The organism is Shouchella miscanthi (assembly GCF_007725405.1).
GTDB lineage: Bacteria > Bacillota > Bacilli > Bacillales > Bacillaceae_D > Shouchella > Shouchella hunanensis.
Map to the genome: position 1 here is coordinate 2,332,114 of NZ_CP042163.1, position 19,434 is coordinate 2,351,547.

General features: G+C 39.2%; 22 protein-coding genes and 1 riboswitch. Of the genes, 6 read left to right on the top strand and 16 right to left on the bottom strand.

Going from position 1 to position 19,434, the window contains the following annotated elements:
* The 10 genes from FPV17_RS11700 to FPV17_RS11745 form a co-directional block, all read right to left on the bottom strand.
* A complete protein-coding gene (locus tag FPV17_RS11700; RefSeq protein ID WP_144559096.1) occupies positions 1-1,047 on the bottom strand; it encodes a FecCD family ABC transporter permease in 1,047 nt (348 codons plus the stop codon).
* 103 nt (positions 1,048-1,150) lie between these two features.
* A riboswitch (cobalamin riboswitch) is annotated at positions 1,151-1,283 on the bottom strand.
* A 50-nt stretch (positions 1,284-1,333) separates the two neighbouring features.
* Positions 1,334-3,109, bottom strand: a complete 1,776-nt coding sequence (locus FPV17_RS11705; protein ID WP_144559097.1) for an ATP-binding protein — start codon at positions 3,107-3,109, stop codon at positions 1,334-1,336.
* Positions 3,109-3,825, bottom strand: coding sequence for a response regulator transcription factor (locus FPV17_RS11710; RefSeq protein WP_035398965.1), 717 nt, complete (start codon positions 3,823-3,825; stop codon positions 3,109-3,111). Before FPV17_RS11710 ends, FPV17_RS11705 begins: the two co-directional genes overlap by 1 nt.
* Before the next feature lie 178 nt (positions 3,826-4,003).
* Positions 4,004-5,194, bottom strand: coding sequence for a c-type cytochrome biogenesis protein CcsB (gene ccsB, locus FPV17_RS11715; RefSeq protein WP_144559098.1), 1,191 nt, complete (start codon positions 5,192-5,194; stop codon positions 4,004-4,006).
* Positions 5,187-6,845 carry a cytochrome c biogenesis protein ResB gene (gene resB, locus FPV17_RS11720; protein ID WP_144559099.1) on the bottom strand — a complete coding sequence of 553 codons (1,659 nt, stop codon included), beginning with the start codon at positions 6,843-6,845 and terminating at the stop codon, positions 5,187-5,189. Before resB ends, ccsB begins: the two co-directional genes overlap by 8 nt.
* Before the next feature lie 15 nt (positions 6,846-6,860).
* Complete coding sequence (gene resA / locus FPV17_RS11725; protein WP_144559100.1) at positions 6,861-7,388, bottom strand: thiol-disulfide oxidoreductase ResA; 528 nt, start codon at positions 7,386-7,388, stop codon at positions 6,861-6,863.
* Positions 7,389-7,467: 79 nt separating this feature from the next.
* A complete protein-coding gene (locus FPV17_RS11730) occupies positions 7,468-8,196 on the bottom strand; it encodes a pseudouridine synthase (protein WP_144559101.1) in 729 nt (242 codons plus the stop codon).
* A 141-nt stretch (positions 8,197-8,337) separates the two neighbouring features.
* The gene (locus tag FPV17_RS11735; RefSeq protein ID WP_055737625.1) at positions 8,338-8,871 is read right to left on the bottom strand and encodes a spore maturation protein; all 534 of its coding nucleotides are present in this window, start codon (positions 8,869-8,871) and stop codon (positions 8,338-8,340) included.
* On the bottom strand, positions 8,872-9,444 hold the full coding sequence (locus FPV17_RS11740) for a nucleoside recognition domain-containing protein (protein WP_371836671.1): 573 nt from the start codon (positions 9,442-9,444) through the stop codon (positions 8,872-8,874).
* Positions 9,445-9,464: 20 nt separating this feature from the next.
* The gene (locus FPV17_RS11745; RefSeq protein ID WP_055737623.1) at positions 9,465-10,610 is read right to left on the bottom strand and encodes a D-alanyl-D-alanine carboxypeptidase family protein; all 1,146 of its coding nucleotides are present in this window, start codon (positions 10,608-10,610) and stop codon (positions 9,465-9,467) included.
* A 708-nt stretch (positions 10,611-11,318) separates the two neighbouring features.
* On the opposite strand from FPV17_RS11745, the gene FPV17_RS11750 reads away from it, so the two are divergent.
* The 3 genes from FPV17_RS11750 (at position 11,319) to FPV17_RS11755 (ending at position 12,330) form a co-directional block, all read left to right on the top strand.
* Entirely contained in the window at positions 11,319-11,603 is a 285-nt protein-coding gene (locus FPV17_RS11750) for a hypothetical protein (RefSeq protein ID WP_055737622.1), read from the top strand.
* Between the two features lie 265 nt (positions 11,604-11,868).
* Positions 11,869-12,039: a hypothetical protein gene (locus FPV17_RS21980; RefSeq protein WP_186370613.1), complete on the top strand. Its 171-nt coding sequence runs from the start codon at positions 11,869-11,871 to the stop codon at positions 12,037-12,039.
* An 87-nt stretch (positions 12,040-12,126) separates the two neighbouring features.
* Positions 12,127-12,330 (top strand): hypothetical protein, encoded by a 204-nt coding sequence (locus tag FPV17_RS11755; protein ID WP_144559102.1) that lies wholly within the window; start codon positions 12,127-12,129, stop codon positions 12,328-12,330.
* Positions 12,331-12,912: 582 nt separating this feature from the next.
* Here the strand turns inward: FPV17_RS11755 and FPV17_RS11760 are convergent.
* The 6 genes from FPV17_RS11760 to FPV17_RS11785 form a co-directional block, all read right to left on the bottom strand.
* A complete protein-coding gene (locus FPV17_RS11760; protein WP_124742164.1) occupies positions 12,913-13,500 on the bottom strand; it encodes a hypothetical protein in 588 nt (195 codons plus the stop codon).
* 202 nt (positions 13,501-13,702) lie between these two features.
* Positions 13,703-13,885 (bottom strand): hypothetical protein, encoded by a 183-nt coding sequence (locus tag FPV17_RS11765; RefSeq protein ID WP_124742165.1) that lies wholly within the window; start codon positions 13,883-13,885, stop codon positions 13,703-13,705.
* 278 nt (positions 13,886-14,163) lie between these two features.
* Positions 14,164-14,514, bottom strand: coding sequence for a stage V sporulation protein AE (spoVAE, locus tag FPV17_RS11770; RefSeq protein ID WP_038480388.1), 351 nt, complete (start codon positions 14,512-14,514; stop codon positions 14,164-14,166).
* Positions 14,511-15,530, bottom strand: a complete 1,020-nt coding sequence (gene spoVAD / locus FPV17_RS11775) for a stage V sporulation protein AD (protein ID WP_038480391.1) — start codon at positions 15,528-15,530, stop codon at positions 14,511-14,513. The genes spoVAE and spoVAD overlap by 4 nt, the downstream gene beginning before the upstream one ends.
* Positions 15,530-16,000 carry a stage V sporulation protein AC gene (gene spoVAC, locus FPV17_RS11780; protein WP_038480393.1) on the bottom strand — a complete coding sequence of 157 codons (471 nt, stop codon included), beginning with the start codon at positions 15,998-16,000 and terminating at the stop codon, positions 15,530-15,532. Before spoVAC ends, spoVAD begins: the two co-directional genes overlap by 1 nt.
* 12 nt (positions 16,001-16,012) lie before the next feature.
* Positions 16,013-16,441, bottom strand: coding sequence for a YhcN/YlaJ family sporulation lipoprotein (locus FPV17_RS11785; protein WP_144559103.1), 429 nt, complete (start codon positions 16,439-16,441; stop codon positions 16,013-16,015).
* Between the two features lie 158 nt (positions 16,442-16,599).
* Between FPV17_RS11785 and FPV17_RS11790 the strand changes: the two genes are divergently transcribed.
* From FPV17_RS11790 to FPV17_RS11800, 3 genes are all read left to right on the top strand, one after another.
* The gene (locus tag FPV17_RS11790; RefSeq protein WP_144559104.1) at positions 16,600-17,283 is read left to right on the top strand and encodes a DUF421 domain-containing protein; all 684 of its coding nucleotides are present in this window, start codon (positions 16,600-16,602) and stop codon (positions 17,281-17,283) included.
* Positions 17,284-17,403: 120 nt separating this feature from the next.
* The gene (locus FPV17_RS11795; RefSeq protein ID WP_246117032.1) at positions 17,404-17,733 is read left to right on the top strand and encodes a phasin family protein; all 330 of its coding nucleotides are present in this window, start codon (positions 17,404-17,406) and stop codon (positions 17,731-17,733) included.
* 22 nt (positions 17,734-17,755) lie between these two features.
* Positions 17,756-19,417 carry an ABC1 kinase family protein gene (locus FPV17_RS11800; RefSeq protein WP_144559105.1) on the top strand — a complete coding sequence of 554 codons (1,662 nt, stop codon included), beginning with the start codon at positions 17,756-17,758 and terminating at the stop codon, positions 19,415-19,417.
* Positions 19,418-19,434 lie beyond the last annotated feature (17 nt).

Below are 19,434 nucleotides of genomic sequence, written 5' to 3' on the forward strand. Positions count from 1 at the left end.
TTAAGTCCCCTGCTTTCGTTTATTTTGCCGATAAAGCATCCAAGCAAAAATGGGAGAACCAACAAGTGCCGTAATCACACCAATTGGCAATTCTGCTGGCGCTACTATTGTTCGAGCGGTTAAATCAGCAAGAATTAAAAAGCCACCACCTGTTATTCCAGCTAAAGGCAGTAAGTGCTGATGATTTGAGCCCCACAACAGCCGAACCATATGTGGTATGACGAGCCCAACAAAACCAATTGTGCCAGATACTGCTACCGCACTCCCGGTTAAAAGCGTTGCTGCTAAAAGGATAACGAATTTCTTTTTCCTCACAGCAACACCTAAATAGTGGGCACTCGCTTCCCCATACATAAGCGCATTTAGTTCATTCCGACAGAACCAAACGAGAACAAATCCACTCACTAAAAAAGGTGAAATTAAATACACGTAAGACCAGCCACGCATACCTACACTGCCCATGAGCCAATGAATAATGTGGCGAAGCTCTTCTTGGGAAAGTGCCACCATTAATGATAAGCAAGCACCTAAAAAAGAACTTGCAATAATACCTGTTAAAATGATGGTCTCTGTCGCAAGCGAGCGCTGCACAAGACGAGTAAAAGACAAGACGAGGCAAAGCGTCACAAAGCCAGAAAGGATCGCAACAACTGGTAAGGTCCAAATGCCAATAAAGCTAAGTTGAAAAAAAATAACCGTTACAGCTCCTAGTGCTGAACCTGATGAAACACCAATCGTAAAGGGATCTGCTAACGGATTTCGTAAAAGCCCTTGAAAAGCAGCTCCCGCAATGCCTAAAGACGCACCAACAAGAAACGCTAGCAATACACGTGGTAATCGAATTTGCAGAATAATTTGTGTATGGGCATCCTCTAACGCAGCACCAAGTGGCACACGCGCTCCTTCTTGTACAATCGTCAAAAAAACGGTTCGCACAGGAATATGTACACTCCCTAAGCTTATAGCGAGTAGAAAAATAACGACAACCAAACAAATAGAGAAAAGATAAGGCCCTATCATCCTTATCCACGTTGTGTGTGCTTTCATCTTTCACTCCTTGCTTTCCTCAAGACAAAAAAGCAACACATATGAACGTATGTGCTGCTTCACATTGCTACTTTTAACAATGGTTCTTTAGTCCGCGAAAGAATTTACGTTCTACATTACGGCAGGTCTTCTGACTTATACGAGTGCGTATTTACAGTGGCGGGTCCGTGCTAGATTTTCACTAGCTTCCCCTGTTAGACAGCGCTTAGGCTGTATCCGTAACGACGTTATTGGTTTCTTTTAGACTACCATGGTTTTGTTTCTTATGAAACAAAAAAGATCGCCTTTATTCGCCATCTCTATTCATTTTTCGAGGAATCGTGAACCGAAAGACCGTCCCTTCCCCTACTTTACTTTGAACAGAAATCGAGCCTCCGTGGGCTTCAACAATGTTTTTAGCAATAGCTAACCCTAGTCCAGTGCCACCACGCTGTCGGGTCCGTGCCTTATCGGCTTTATAAAACCGTTCAAATACATAGGGTAAATCCTCTTCTGGAATCCCAGAACCTGAATCATGTACAGAGAAAACGTTGGCTTTTTCATCTCGTTCATAGCTAAGGTGCACGTAGCCACCTTTTTCAGTGTGACGAATGGCATTATGAATGAGATTCGTTAGTACTTGCTCTATACGATCCGGGTCAAATAAAGCGGTCGTGTCTTTTTGCTCATTCAATAGCTGTATATCAATTTCTTCTGATTTTACGTAACTAGAAAACTTACGCACGATTCGCTCTAAGTAATCCTGTAGAGCCACTTCCTCCACATTTAACTCAATGTACCCTGCTTCCATCCGGGCTAAATCTAATAATTCATTGACTAGCCGTCCCATTCGTAACGACTCATCATAAATAATTTGTGCCACTTCTTTTTGTTCCTTTTCCGTCGACGTTACACCATCGACGATTGCTTCACTATACCCTTGTAGCATGGATATCGGTGTTCGTAACTCGTGCGAAACGTTCGCGATAAAATCTTTACGTAGCTTATCGTGTCGCCGCTCTTCTGTTACATCTCGCACAACCGCTACGGCACCTCGAATATAGTGGCCTTCATATAGTGGCGCCATTAAAATAGCCATGCTCCGTCCTTGAACCGTTTTTTCAAGCAATTCTTCATGCTCTTGTTCAACAACGCGCTCGAAAAGAGGACGTAATTGTGTCGGCACTTTCACTTTTGCCCCTAGGTCCGTCTCGCCTTCTTCATACAGCATCATTTGAATGACATGATCAGCTTGAGGATTTGTAATTCGAATTAATCCGTGCTTATCAAACGTAATGACGCCATCAGCCATACTTAATAAAATTCTTGATAGCTGTTCCTTTTCCTGATTTAGTTCAGAAATGTTGCGATTAAGCTCTCTACGCATCCGATTAAAGGCAATGGCAAGCTGACCAATTTCATCTTGAGTTAAGATTGGCACTTTTGTATGGAACTTCCCTTGAGCTACTTCTAATGCAGCTTGTCTCATAATTCGAATCGGTGCTGTAATGCGTGATGATAAGAAAAAGGCAAAGATCGTCGTTAAAATTAGCGCAATACCGGCGGATAAATAAATGAGTGTACGTGTTTCAGATGCCGCTTCTTCAATCGCAGATAAAGGCTGATAAAGAAAAATCATCGCGTCTAATTCATCTGTTTGTACCGGTGCGCCTAAAATAATCATTTCTGTTTTGTCATGATCGTCTCCAGCAAGTGAATAACTTTCAGTTTCAATTAAACGTTCATCAAAAGAAGACCAACCCTCAATTAATTCAGATGCAATCATCTCACCTTCGCGACCCGCTGCCGTACTCCATACACCTGTTTGACTATCTACGAGCAATAGATTCACTGAAAACTCTTGACTGATCGTTTCTAGATACTCGAACGATCCATCAAGACCGTCATGACTTTCCAACGTAGAAATAGCCATATTTGCATAGCTATTTAGCCTCGTTTCAGCCTCTTCAATAGTATTACTTTCAGTAAAGCGAAGCATCATGACCATTAAAACAGTTAAGACGACAGTGACGAGCAAAAGAATGGTTAACCAAAGCTTCCCTACTACACTTTGCCAGAGCATTAGCCGCTAACTGCCTCGAATTTGTAACCGACACCCCAAACCGTTGATATAATAGCCGAAACTTCTGGTGAAACTCGATTCAACTTTTCGCGTAGTCGTTTAATGTGCGTATCGACCGTTCGCAAATCGCCAAAAAATTCATAGTTCCAGACATCCTTCAGTAACTGTTCCCGTGAGAATACTTTGTCTGGAGATTGCGCCAAATAATAGAGCAACTCATACTCTTTTGGTGTTAAATTAATTTCTTGTTGATTAACACTCACACGATGGGCATCGTTATCAATCGTTAACGGTCCAAAAACAAGTAAGTCCTTTGTTTGCGTATCTGCTTGCACAAACTGAGTAGCAGATGCTCGTCTTAGCATCGCTTTTACTCGCAGCACAACTTCCCGCGGACTAAATGGTTTAACAATATAATCATCCGCGCCTACTTCAAATCCTTGTACACGATTTGCTTCTTCTCCCTTTGCTGTTAGCATCATAACAGGAGTAGCTTTTGTTAGTCGGAGTTGTTGGCACATTTCAATTCCATCCATACCAGGCATCATCACATCAAGCAAAATTAAATCATAATCGACTTCAAGTGCTTTAGTGAGTGCTTCTTCACCATTTGTCGCTTCATCTATTTGATAGTCTTCTCTTTCAAGATACATTTTTAACAATCGTCGAATACGATCTTCATCATCCACAACTAAAATACTCGGTTGATAATCCATTATAGACCTCCTATATACCTATCTTTATTCATTATGAACATGCTGGAGCCGTTTTAGTATACCTGTCCCCTTTAGTCTACCATGGTTGAAAAACAAATCGCCAATCTTGAAGCGCTGTTTTCCACAAAAAAAGAATTGTTACAAATCATTTGTAACAATTCCGTCATCATTCGTTTTCTTAAGAAGCGTAGGAATGTAACCCAGCAATAACTAAGTTTACAAAAACGAGATTGAACATAATAATAGCGAAACCAATAACGCAAAGCCAAGCCGATTTTTCTCCGTGCCAGCCTTTGTTTAAGCGTAAATGAAGATAGGCTGCATAGAATAAAAACGTAATTAATGCCCATACTTCTTTTGGATCCCAACCCCAAAAACGTGACCAAGCGATTTGTGCCCAGATCATAGCAAAAATTAACCCTCCAAGAGCGAAGACTGGAAATCCAATAGCAATGGCACGATAGCTAAATTCATCTAATGTTAAAGGGTTTGTTACTTTCAATAACGGTTGGATCGCTAAACTAATACGTTTACGAATAAGGAGACGAATCACCCAGTAAAGTACGGCACCAATGGCAAACGCCCAAATTAGCGTGTTTAAATCACTTGCTTCGATATTTCCTGGTACAGCAAAGAATGGATCCATTCCATTTTCTGTCTGGCTTTCCCATTGATTTGGTCCCACAATCGGTGGTACTTCGTATACCATCGTTGCTTCTTGTTCATTTTCATCTACATAGCTAAACGTTACTTCATAATCCGCCGCAGCAAAACCGTGCGCCACAAGGGAATGAGCAATTACACATAGTAGCCCGTACATCATGAGCTCAATAATACGAGGCTTCCAACTTTTTTGTTTTAAGTCAAGTGTCCGAATTAAATAGGCTAATCCTGCGGCAAACCCGATTGCAAGCAACCCTTGTCCAATTGCAGTTGTAATAATATGTAACTTTAACATGAGTGGCATTTGCAATGATGGTACAAGCGGCGCAACAGCTGTTGAAAAGGTTGACGCATAAACAATGAGCAGCATCACAGTTGGCATTGTAAACAACCCAACTACATCGGCACGAGCTGGATAGATAAAATAAATAATACAAAACGCTAGGGAAATGGCAATAGCTAGCGCTGTCATATATTCGAACATATTACTTACTGGTGCATGACCAGAAACCGACCATCTAGCAAAAAAGTAGCCGAGAGAAAGCGCTAAACCAAGTAAGGAAAACGCCAGACCCCATTTGCTTGCTTTTGTTTGCTTATGCTCTTGTTTTTTACGTTGTTTCGCTAGTGATAGAGCAAAGAAAATCGTTGCCGTTAAAAAAGCAAAAAAAGCAAATAGCAATAAATTAAAACTTAGATTAAGCATGTTTATCTCCTTTTTGCCCCGAAACGTCCGCTGAACCTTTTGATTCCTTTTGTTCTTCTTGATCAATCGGGGTGAACAAGTTCGTATCTTCAAGACTTTCACTTAGTTCTTTTTGAAAAGAAAGCCAGTTTCGATTCGTATGACCTGCAATCCACACTTTTCCATCTGTTTGCTGAATCCAAACACGGCGATGTGCCCAATAGGAGCCTTGAACAAGACCAATAATAAAAATACTACCACCTGCAATTAAAAGAGGTAACGTTTGATCTTTTCGTACCGTTAAAATACTAACATTTGCTAATTCCACATCAACAAACGTCATTTTGTACTCGTTTTCCTGGAGCGGTTCTAAGTTTTGCTGAATGCCAACAACACTTGTCTCTCCTTCAGGCGTGTCAGGCGTTGTCATTTCAAAAATGAAATACGGATTGTCAGGAATATTATTTCGCGTTGATGGCTCATTATTTGAGTTCATATAAAAATTAGGGAAATAGTTTACGAGTCGTACCTCGTAACCGTCGCCTAAATCATAAGTACCTTCTGGATTAATGAGGTTAATGGTTAACTCGCCAAACGTTTCGTTTGTTTCTTTATGCTCCAATGTAAACGTCATTTCGTGCAGCTCATTTTCACGATAATCCGTTTGATAAAGTGAAAAGGAATCAAATTTTAATGGGTCATTTACAAGGATGTTTTTTTCGTCTACTTTTTCAATGGAATCGTCCCCAAGAATACCAGAACGCTTGTATAGCACTGCGTCTGTCATAAATGATTCTGTCACAAGCGCATTACCGTCAGCGAACGCATCTTGGAATCGATCATCTTCAGGATCATAATAGTCAATTGAAAAGCCGCGGTTTTCCACGAGATACTCAGACGCCTCAGGAACAGGGGCACGCTCTCCTTCACGAATCCACATCGTTGTATCCACATACATGCCAGGTAAATAGCGCATTAAGCAACCTGCTAAAAACAAAATTAAGCCAACGTGATTGACGTAAGGACCCCAGCGAGCAAACCGATTCTTTTCTGCTAATAGATTTCCGTTTTCTTCTCGAATGGTATAACGCTTTTTCTTTAACTGTGAAGTCACTTTTTTTAAATCCACTGAGGTTGACTCTGCCGCTTTAGTAGCGGCAAATAACCGCTGCCGTGTCATAAAATGAGGGTGACGCGTTACTCGCTGAGCTTTTAACGCTTTGTACAACGGGATACCGCGGTCAAAACTAGCCACTACAATTGAAACAGCTAAAGCAACAATTAAAGCTATGTACCACCAAGAACTATAAAGTTCGTTTAAACCTAAATTATAATAGAGTAGGCCAATTGATCCATATTCTCGTTCATAAAAGGTTGCAGCATCTTCTATACCAGGACGAAGATTTTCCTGTGGAAACAACGTCCCTACTGCTGAGGCTACAAGAAGAATGATAATAATCCATATCCCAACTTTTACCGATGAAAAAAATGCCCAAACTTGATCCAGTATGGTTCGCCTTTGTTTTTTCGAACGGATTGCTGCTCCTTCATAGCGCATGTTAACGCCTTCCGATTTTGCCTCTTCTGTTAGCGGTTTTCCGCAAGCCGCGCACATGTCTGTTCCTTCTTTATGAACATGACCGCATTCACACGTTCTAAGTTTGTCTTTCATTCCTTCACCCCCGTCTTACCCCTCGGGTACTACCTTTTCAAAAAACTCCCTCACCATTGCTTCTGTCATTTCACCTTGATAATAGTGCTGCACTTCACCATGTTCATCTATGACAAGTGTTGCTGGCAAAGGTCGGATACCATAAGCTCTAGTGACCTCTTGCCTTCTGTCAATAGCAATTGGAAACGAAAGCTGGTGACGAGACACAAATGTATCGACTGTTAACTCAGACTCGTCCACATTTATGGCAATCATTTCAACATCGTCTTTATAGTCTTCATATACATTTTCAATGTGAGGCATTTCTCGTTCACATGGTTCACAATAAGTGGCCCAAAAATTAACAAAGACCCCTTTTCCTTCTTGCTGCGCCATTTCAAAACGGTTATCGTTTAAGTCGCGCAATGCAAAGTTTTCAGCTTGATCTCCGGCGCGAACGACCCCATCGTTCGATTGAGAATTGGCATAAAATGTATAGCCAACTGCACCCGCAATGACTAGCAAAATCATTAGTCGAGTTATTGAACGCTTTCTTTTACTCAACGGATGCGCCCCCTTTCCATTTGTGAACGTTTTCGTACAGTTCCATTATAACGTGGGACTGAAATGAATTGACATTTTTTTATGACGGTTTCGTGACAGCCATTTCTTTTAAATGTTTTATTTCCATTGGTTTAATGACTCGGTATTCACCTGAATTCATGTTACCTAATGTTAAAAAACCAAACCGTTCTCGTTTTAACTTGTCAACTTGATAGCCAAGGGCTTCTATCATTCTACGTATTTGTCGATTCTTTCCTTCATGAATAATGATACGGATAATCGCGGTGTTTTTTTTGCGATCACTTGATAGCATTTTGACTTTTGCAGGAGCTGTTACCCCGTCTTCTAACTTTATGCCAGTTTCAAGCTGTTTTAACTCTTTTCGATCAGGTATGCCCTTAACTTTCACAACATATTCTTTTTCAATTTTAAATTTTGGGTGCATTAATAAATTGGCAAATTCGCCGTCATTTGTTAATAACAATAACCCTGATGTGTCATAATCCAAACGACCAACAGGGTAGATACGCTGGGATACATCAATTAAATCCGTTACCTTTTTTCGTCCTTTCTCATCGTTTGATGTGGAGATAACACCAGTGGGTTTATAAAGTAAATAATAAACAGGCTCTTCTTTGTCCAAGGGAACACCGTCTACTTCAACTCGATCTTTATTTGGATTTACTTTCACACCTAATTCTGTCACCTTTTTGCCGTTCACTTGTACACGACCAGCCGTAATATACTCTTCTGCTTTTCGTCTTGATGCCACGCCTGCTTGAGCGATAACTTTCTGTAATCGTTCCATCTTTCTCACCTCTTGCATCATCATAACGACTTTTCTTTACTGTTACAAGTAGCTCGTAAAAGAATACGCCTTCAAAAAACAAAAAACGCGTTAGATAGAAGCCTCCTTGCAAGCTTCCTTCAAACGCGTTTCATCTAAATATTACGATCCAAAAATAAGGCTGACAATAAAAATAGCGGCAATAATGCCTACTAAATCTGCAAGTAAACCTACTTTTAACGCATCACCCATCTTTTTAATCCCTACTGCTCCAAAATAGACCGTGAGAATATAAAAAGTCGTATCTGTACTTCCTTGTAAGGTCGCTGCTAGTCGCCCAATGTAAGAGTCAGGTCCATGTACAGCGGTTAAGTCCGTCATTAACCCAAGTGCACCTGTACCAGAAATGGGTCTTAACAACGCTAAAGGAACAATATCAGCAGGAACGCCAAACCAAGACAGGAATGGCGCCATCCCTGAAACGAGGGCTTCCATTGCGCCTGAAGCACGAAATACGTAAATAGCAACGAGCATACCCACTAGGTAAGGAATAATGGAAACAGACATTCCAAAGCCTTCTTTTGCACCTGAAACAAACGTCTCGTATGTAGGAACTCTTCGAAGTGTAGCAATAAGAATAACCGCACCGATAAGTACAGGGATCATCCAAACCGATAGCGCCGTTAACCATTCCATTTAAGAGGACCGCCCCTTTCGGCTACGTAAGTAATAGAAGAAACGATCGATACAAATTGCACCAATCATAGCGCACCCTGAAGCAAAGATGGTTGTACTAACGATATCCGTAGGCGCTTCAGATTCATACGACATCCGAATGGAGATGACGGTCGTAGGAACAAGAGTTAAACATGCCGTATTAAGAGCCAAGAGCGTAATCATTGAACGACTCGCTTCGTCCTTCCCTCCGTTCAATCGTTTCAATTCTTCCATCGCTTTTATCCCCATCGGTGTAGCTGCATTCCCTAATCCAAATACATTAGCAGTTAAGTTGGACAAAATGTAGCCCATTGCTGGATGATCCTTTGGTACTTCTGGAAAGACTCTTCGGGCAAGCGGATGGACGAGTTTGGCTAATTGCTTTAAAATACCTGCTGTTTCGGCTACTTTCATTAATCCTAGCCAGAAAGTTAGGACGCTTATTAATCCGATACAAATCGCAACCGCTTCTTTTGCACCTGTAAAAACCCCTTCGGTTACTTCGCTCATCGTTCCATTTATCGCTGCATACACTAAGCCAATGAGTAACATTCCTGCCCAAATATAGTTAATCACGTAGAACCAGCTCCAATAACAACCGTAAACAGTTGTCGAATGGTTTGCCAAAACGAACGCTTTTCTTCTTTCTCCCCTTCTTCATAATAAAGAGGGGTACTTTCTAGTTCTTCTCCATTCGCCACAAACTTCATTTTCCCTACAGGATGTTGAAGTTCTTCATTTGTAAACCCTTCTTTAGGAGGAGCTTTTAGTTCAAGTTTAGGCTTTATCGTCGTTTTTTCATTTTCACTTAACGGGTAAACCAGTGGATGTTTTACAGTGAGATGATCTTCATAAAATGCATCTGCCCTTACATTAAGCGGCCCAGCTTCGATTAAAGTGTGTAGCTTAAATTGCGTAAAACCCCAGTTAAATAAGTTCATGTGATCGTCCCAATCGTTTGGATCGTTGAGAGTAACCGTAATTAAGTTCAGTCCGTCTTTACTGGCTGTAGAAACAAGAGTACGTTTTGCAAGCTTCGTATAACCTGTTTTTCCTCCTGTAGAATAATCATATTTCTCTGTTAACAATCGATTCTTATTATGAAATACACGTACATGTTCACCTTGAGAGCGGTATTTTTTTGTAGATGAAATCGTTTGAAACGTTTCATTTGTCATTGCATACTGGGTTAATATGGCCATATCATATGCGCTAGACAAATGGTCGTCGTGCGTATCTAATCCATGGGGATTACGAAATAACGTATTAGACATGCCAATTTCTTTTGCTTTTTCATTCATTAAATAAACAAATCCATCTACACTGCCACCAACGTGCTCAGCAATCGCAATTGCTGCATCATTTCCACTTCTCATCATTAACCCGTAAACTAAATCCTCTAGCTTCATTTTTTCTCCTGAAACTAAATAGAGAGAAGATCCTTCTGTCCCTTCTGCATGCTTTGAAACAAGAACAGTCTCATCTAATTTGCCTGATTCAATCGCCAAAATCGCCGTCATGATTTTTGTGATACTAGCTATTTTTAATGACTGGTGTTCATTTTTACCATAAAGGACACGTCCTGACTCTTGCTCCATTAAGATTGCAGCCTGTCCAGATATAGGAAATGACACTTGCTCTTTTCCATACATACTGTCTATCGGTAAGTAAAGTAAAAAGCACCAAATAAGTAAACATACCGTTCCTTTTTTTATCATGAGTCCGCTCAACTCCCGCACAGTTTATATAGAAATTTATGCGGCCAAGCCTTATTTATGACTAGCATCTTTCTACTTATGTTCACCACAATAAGTGTTGTAAGAACAAGCCACAATCTTACATATTTCAAACCGGACTTGCGTCCTCTAAGTCCTATATTATAGTCAAACGAAAAAAAGGCATGACCCTGCTACGAATCTGTTCAAAACTGGATTCAAATTTCAAGAAATAGCTTACTTTTCTGCGAGTACTGTATACATACTTTGAGGTCGTTGTCCGGTCAAAAATCATCCTAAACCACTAGGTCACTTTTAAATCGTTTATCAAATAAAGGAAGAAGTAACAAAAATGTACATTCAACCTGATTTAGCAAAGTTCTTTATGAAGATTTTTGTTCGTTGTATGAGTTTTGTAGTCGTTTTCGGTCTAGGTTTCGCTTTTTGTTTGTTAATCATCATCTAATCAGATAGACCGTGTAATTTTTTACACGGTTTATTCAATCAACCTTCGATGCGAAGGAGCAAAACCAGACGATGTTCGTTAAGCATCTCTTTATATTATTAAGCGCTTTAATAAGTTTAAACATTCTGAATGTCGAAATATATCTATTCCTATTTTTTACTCCCTTTGCTATTGTTAATAAGCCGAAATTTGGCAATAAAACTTAATATAGGGAGTTATTATCTTCAATAAAAAAGACGAAATTATTGCTTTCGGTTTTATCGCTTTCTCTCGTTTTTAGTTCCATTTCACCTCACCTTGCATCTGCACAAGAAAAAGCGGCTGTAAACAATGATTCAGAGGAACAACCTTTTGAATTGGAAGAAGAAGGCTTAGAAGAAGTGGAACTACAAGAACCGAAAGAAGATGGGGTTTATGACCCAGTTGTTTTTGAATCTGAAGGTACAACATACGAAATGATTACACAAGAAACAGATACACACGTTATTAATCGCATTCCCACAGATCAAGGTTATCAAGAATTTGTTTGAGAAAAAAATTCAACGCATATATCTGTAACAAGTGATCATTTAACCAAACAAGAAATTACTGAATTAGAGGGCAGTAAATGAACTCGGAAAACAAATTCATGATAATTTTGTAACCAGTGATGTATATGTCCCACCAGCCATATATAGTAAAAGTGGGGCGGCTCCTGAAGTAGGAATTCAAGCGCAGACGGGTAGATGGGTTTGGAGCGGTTGGCAAAATATAACCGTAGCTGTTAACGGAAAAGTTACATTACAAGCAGTAGCTGTGGCAATAACTTCATTTATTCCAAAAGCAGGTCCATTAGCCGCAGGATTTGCTACTGTTTGTATTCAATATAATATAAAGGTAGGGTATTTTAAACGCTCAATCGGTACACGTGCCGACACAGACGCAAGATACCGATGGCAGCAAGCAAATGAAAATCAATTTTTATAAAGACTCTGCCCGTAAAAATCTTCTATCAGCAAGACAAACAAAAGCAGAGAGACTGTACAATCACTGGTAGAAAGCTGAGGGAATCAATTGACAAAACAACAACATAGAAAAATGCACCTTATCGGTTACTTAATCTTTCTGGTCTTATTAGCTATCTGTTATTTCGCTGTAGAACCTGAAAACTTCTTCGTATTATCGTTAATTTTGATTGGCGGTCTTGCGATTGTTGTCATTTCGTGTATCGAGCAACGGCATGTTCACCACAACACACTCTCTTTTTTAGATTTCTAAATTTTTTTAAACAATATAGTTTTTAAAACTAAATTAAATAGATTATTGATTTTGTCTGCTATATAATGAAGGAAACTGTACTATAAAAAGTCATGTCAAGGAGGGCAATAGTATTGGAAGAAACTTTTTCAGTTTTGACTATTTTTCTTATGTTTATAAGTCCATTCATCTATATGTATTTAGGAAAAAAAATATTAGCTCTAATAAATGGTGCCGTACTTATTGGTTTTCTATTCTCATGGTACAGTGTGATGGGCAATATAGGAAGAAGTGCAACACTTAACTGGGAAACAATAGTATGGATGGCATTAATCTATATCCTAAGTATTTTTCTTATCATATCTATTTCCTTACTAGTAAACAGATGGTTCTCTCTTTCAAAAAGCTTTTCAGTCCCATCTATCACTGCAATATTATTAATTCTTGTCGTAATCTTTTCTTTTAACTTAGACATCTACGAGTTGATTTTCGCGACAGTCATTTATTTAGTACCGACATATGTTATCTTTAGTCTACTAGTGGGACTCTTTAAATACGAATATTCAAGCAGAGAAGACCTTTAATTAGGTCTTCTCTTTGTTTTTAATTCTTAACACCACTAACGGCATGTGTTAAATATGCCGTATCAACAATCTGCCATGGTGGAAGACTTACTTTAGTTAAAGGATGTCCTCCTAAATTTCTATTAGCTCCATAATAATAAGCTTGCCATACAGTTTTTGTACAGTATTGTTTTGTTCTCGCTCCATGTAGTCCTGTGGCTAAAGTATAAGTTGCCGAACTTACATAGTTATTGTACATAGTACGTGCTTGTTTACCTGCATCTTTGCCAACAGTAGTTGATCTAGGGGTATATACGCTAAATGTAAATTCTTTCGCAAAGTTTGCTACCGACTGTCTCTTCATTCCACCAGTCATCATATGAACGACTGATCCATTATCATCTACAATTCCTATGTGTCCAACAAGGTTAGTATTTTTTCCTTTTGAAGAATAAAGTACGTCTCCTGCTTTAACAGTTACATTCGTTCCAGGATATTTAAGTCCTGATGGTACTGCTTGTACACCAATTTCCTCGTCAACCCCCTCGTTTGCAAACGCAACCTGAGAGCCACCAATAAAAAAAATCAACGACAACATTAAGATAAGTGATGATAATAACTTTTTCAATAATTTTCCTCCTATGTCAGAATAAATTGATTATAACTATTTTCTGATAAAATAACACAAAAATATTTCGACATTTCAATAAACTTTATAAATACCGCCATTGCAGACTTTAATATACACTTACACAAATATAAAAATACACAAACTACCTCTATTTTTATTGGTACATGTACATAAAAACACGCACTTATCAAAGTGCTTGTTACATTTTTTTAAACCCATATTTTTCATAATACTCTAAAACAGCTTCTTCTGTAATTTCTAAAAAGTTTTTCCTGTTGTCTAATTTAAACTTTATTTCACTTAGTTTTTTGTATGTCTTGTAGGTAATCCTTGCGGATTTGGTTTCTTCTGTTTTTTCAAGAATACATTCACTTCTTGCCATTGTAAACACACCCTTAACTTTTATAATTTTTCATTTCATAGCTTAACTTAATAACTCGTACTTAAAAAATTCAGATTTATTAATGGTTTTGTAGCGGTTTTAAATAGTTAAAAGGATTACAATATATTTAGGCGCTTAGTAGAATAAACTTACTGAATGAAAAAGCGACTTGCGGTTTAGAACGTACTGGTTAAGCTTTATCGAGCTTTTCTTCGACAAAAACATTAAAAAGCTAGTCCAAACAGTTAACCCATTTGAACTAGCCTATGTCTATTTTTTCATCCTTTTGGTTTAAAAATTAGAGCAGCAATAAAACCGAAAATGATTGCCGCCGAAATACCGGCACTCGTTATTTCAAAAATACCTGTGATAATACCAATTAAACCAACTTGATTCGCCTCTTCCATTGCACCTTGAACAAGGGAATTACCAAAACTTGTGATCGGCACAGTTGCTCCTGCTCCTGCAAAATCAACTAACGGTTCATATAGACCAAAACCTGCTAGAACAGCTCCACTAACAACTAAAGTGGACATAGTATGAGCTGGCGTTAATTTGACGACATCCATTAACAACTGACCAATGACACAAATAACTCCTCCAACAAGAAACGCCCACAAAAAAATCATAATGCGCCTCCTTTTGGTGATTCAATAACAACAGCATGAGCAATACATGGAATGGTTTCTTTTTGCTGGAACGATAGTGGTGATAAAAGTGCGCCGGTAGCAACGACGAGCAAGCGGCGGATCTCTCCTGACTTCACTTTATTTAGTAAATGTCCATACGTCACAACTGCAGAACAACCTGGCCCACTTGCCCCGGCTAATACAGGCTGATCCTCTTTGTAGAGCATTAACCCACAATCTTGAAAGCGATCGTGCCCTAATTCATAGCCTTTTTGTTTGAGCAAGTCCCGGCAAATCGGCAGTCCGATTTGACCTAAATCACCTGTGACAATAAGATCATAATCATCTGGACCCCGGTGGAACTCTTTGAAATGAGTCTCAATCGTGTCGGCTGCTGCAGGCGCCATTGCTCCACCCATATTAAATGGATCAGAGATACCCATATCAATCACTTTTCCCATCGTCGCCCCAGTCACTCGTGGACCATCACCTGTTTTAGCCACAAGCGCTGCACCTGCAGCCGTTGCTGTCCATTGAGCTGTTGGTGGTTTTTGACCCCCGTATTCAGTTGGGTAACGAAATTGTTTTTCCGTTGCTGCATTATGGCTCGATGCGACACTTACGACATGATGAGCACCACTTCCATTAATTAGAAATGAGCCTAGCGCAAGCCCTTCCATCGAGGTGGAACAAGCTCCAAACATACCTAAATAAGGAATGGCTAATGATCGACCTGCAAAGCTAGACGGGGTTAATTGATTCACTAAATCCCCGGCTAATAGAAAATTTACATCTTCTTTTTTAACAGATGCTTTCTTTAATGCTGTTGTAACAGCGCCTTCTACAAGAATCGTCTGCGCTTTTTCAAATGATTTTTCGCCAATCCACAGTTCATCATGTACCAAATCAAATGCCTCTGGAATAGCGCCGTTCCCCTCGAATGGACCACCAACCGTTCCAGTAGAAATAATGACAGGCTGGTTATCAAATCGCCAACTTTGTTTTCCAACTAACATTAGATCACCCCCGCATTAATAAGAAGGGTTTTTATTAATGAAATAACGAATGCAGCTACCGTTCCAAAAACAATAACGGAACCAGCTAACTTAAACATGTTGCCACCAACGCCGAGAACATAACCTTCTGTTCGATGCTCAATGGCTGCGGACGCAACCGAATTGGCAAACCCTGTAACAGGCACAGCGGTTCCAGCACCTGCAACTTGGGCAATACGATCGTAAAATCCAAGACCGGTAATCAAAGTCGCAATAAAAATTAATGTGGCAACAGTCGGATTACTAGCGCTTTTTTCTGTAAAATCAAAGAATGTGTAATAAAATACTTGTAAACACTGCCCAATGACACAAACGGCACCGCCAACGAAAAATGCGATGATACAGTTCTTTAATACGGGCCTTTTTTTCTCGTATTTTTTTGCTACCTTTTGATACTGTTCTTGCTCTGGTGATTGCTTTTTCTTAGCCACTCATTTCCCTCCTTACTCTTTTAAATGTTCTTCGATCCGTTTTAACTGTTTTTTTACTTCTGATTTCGCTAAATGATCGGTTTTAATCGCTTCCTCTGCTTTAGCTAATTCCTTATAAATTTTTTTATCTGTTGAAATATGGATAGTCGCATTCGGATAGAGTGCTTTAACAGAATCAAATGCTTTTTTACGTACTTTTTTCAAATGGAAACGATCCTTCTGTTTTATGTGAAGTGCCATAATCATATCTTCTTCGTGTTGAATGCCTCGCACACTTACAACTTCGTCCATTTTCAGCAATTCTTTCTTTACACGATCAGATTCTGCTTGTTCTTTACCAGCAGAAGACTGCAGCATAAATGCTTTACCTTGCTCATCTTCATAAGCTGTACAAGCTGTAAGTAGCGTAACAAGTATAATGGCTAGTGTTTTTTTAAACATGTCATCACCTCCAAGTATTCAAGCTTTTCGCTTATTAGGGTGTATCAGTTACATTTATTTACACATGAAATTATTGACAATTGTTTCATGGAATAGCAGCCAGACTAGGTAAGACACTAACAGTAGAAAGGATGTTACTAACATAGGGTGAGAGCATCATGCAAAGCTATATATCATTAACAACCGAACTGATTGTAGGTTTTTTCGCACTATTAGTGTTATCTAAAGTTCTCGGTAAAAATCAAATTACTCAGCTAACACCGTTTGATTTCATTTCCGCACTGGTCATTGGCGAGCTATTAGGAAACGCCATTTATGATGACGACATCCACCTTGTCTATGTGCTTTACGCGATTTTTATTTGGGGGTCCCTCATCTATTCCATTGAAATGATTACGCAAAAGTTTCGATTTACAAGAGGTCTGCTTGAGGGGTCTCCTTCTATTATTATCGCTAAGGGTCGGATTCAATTTGATGAGCTGCGCAAAAATAAACTAGACTTAAATCAGCTTCAGCACTTATTAAGGGAAAAAGGCGTTTTTTCGATCCGAGAAGTCCAATATGGTATCTTGGAAACAAATGGAACGGTCAATATTCAGCTCAAACATGCTTTTCGTTCACCATCAAATCAAGATATGGCGGTTGAAGGTGTTGACCAAAGCTTACCTGTTCCTCTCATTATGGACGGAGAAATTATTTATGAAGGACTAAAAAAAATCAAAAAAACAGAAGGCTGGTTACATGAACAAATTCACAAAAGAGGCTTTCCTTCTCATAAAATGATTTTTTATGCCGAGTGGCTTGACGATCAGCCACTTTTCATGCAGAACTATACGCCATAATTGATTGAAACTTTTGATTGAAAACGTCGTATAAAGGGTAGTAACGAGAATATAATTGTGTTCATCTCCTTTCTTTGTATACAATAGAAATAAGATGACAGAAATAAGGAGGAAACGACGATGGCAATGAGAGATGTATTAAATAATGTGTATTCTTTAGGAGTTGGAGCGGCTTCTGCTAGTAAAGAGCAAATCGAAAGAACGGTTAACGAACTTGTTCAACGAGGAGAGGTAAAACGTTCAGAATCCAATCAGCTTGTTGACGATTTAATGGAAAAAGGAAAAAAAGCACAAAAAGAAGTGGAATCAATGATTACCGAACGGGTAAAACAGTATCTTGTTTCCATGGATATTCCTACTCAAGCAGAAGTGGATGCGTTGAAAGCGAGAGTCGCTATTCTTGAGAAAACATTGGCGCAACAAGATCAAGCACAGTCAAATGATGATTAAATAGCAAGAGAGGACCGTACCAATGCTTAAAAAAAGAATGCGGTATCTATCAAGGTATCAAGATATTATTACAGCTCTTTATCACTATGGCTTTGGTCAAATTGTCCGAGACATGGGGTTGCTTGAAAGACGCAAACCTAAACGTTCTAAGAAAAAGAAAGACACTGACCTCTCTGTAGCAAAGCGAATTCGTTTATTGTTAGAGGAGCTTGGGCCTACCTTTATTAAGCTTGGTCAACTCGCGAGTACACGTGCTGATCTTTTCCCTCAGCACGTGTTAAATGAATTAGAAGCGTTGCAAGATAACGTGCCAAGCTTTCCTTATGAAGAAGCAAAAGAGATTCTTGAGCAAGAGTTGGACACCCCTATTGAACAATTGTTTCGCTCCTTTAATAAAGAACCTTTAGCAGCAGCATCCATTGGTCAAGTACATGAAGCGGAACTACCAACAGGGGAAAGTGTCGTTGTCAAAATTCGACGTCCGCATATACAACGAATTATTGAAACAGACTTGGCTATCTTAGAGGATTTGCTCCTACTAGCAGAGGAACGGGTTACGTGGGTGAAAAAATTTCGACTCATTGACTTATTTCACGAATTTGCGAGTGCTTTAAAAGAGGAGATTAATTATAAAAACGAAGCACAAAATGCCGAGCGTTTAAAACGACAATCCAAAAATCAACCAAACATGTATTTTCCTGTTATTTATTCTGCTTATTCATCTATGAAAGTGCTCACCATGTCAAAGGTTGAAGGAACGAAAATAACTGAAGCTACATATGAAAAAGGCTATGACCAGGAACTCGTTGCAGAGCGATTTGCAACCGGTATGTTTGAGCAGATTTTTGCTCATGGATTTTTTCACGGCGATCCTCATCCAGGTAACATCTTTGTCACCAAGAACAATGATATTATCTTAATCGATTTTGGAATGGTTGGTCGCTTATCCGATGAAATGCGTCATAGTCTCGCTTTACTCGTTCAAGGGTTAAAGAGCAGACATACAGATCGAGTCATGAAAGCTTTATTTGCGATGGATATTGTTCATGAAGGAGTCGATCAAGCACGGCTCCATGACGACTTAGACTATCTTCGCTTAAAGTACTACGATGTTCCGATGGCAGAAATATCTATCGGTGAAGCGGTTCAAGACTTATTTACCGTCGCTAACCAGCATGATTGTTTAATTCCTCCAGACTTGACGATGCTAGGAAAAGCGCTTTTAGCTGTTGAATCGATTGTTTCACATATTGCTCCATCCATTGCGATTATCGATATTGTTGAACCATTCGGGAGAATGTTAATTAAGGAGCGTTACGATCCAAGACGATTTGCACGTAAAATGCAAAAGGAGTCACAGGACAGCCTTGAAACCATTCGTCTTCTGCCAAAAGACCTAAGCCAGACATTAAAAGAAATTCGAGATGGGAAATTAAAAGTCTCCATTTCAATTGGAGAGATAAAAGATTTAATAAAAAAAGTTGACCGTATTAGCAATAAACTTGCTTTTTCGGTTGTCCTATTGTCTTTTAGTATTATTATGACGGGTGTTATTATTGGAGGATCGCTAACAGCTGAACCAACCATTCTGCTACAAATTCCCGCAATAGAAGTTGGTTTAACGATTACGTCCCTTATGTTCCTTTGGATTATTTGGGCCATCTTTCGATCAGGCCGTTTTTAGATACACAGAGAAAGTAG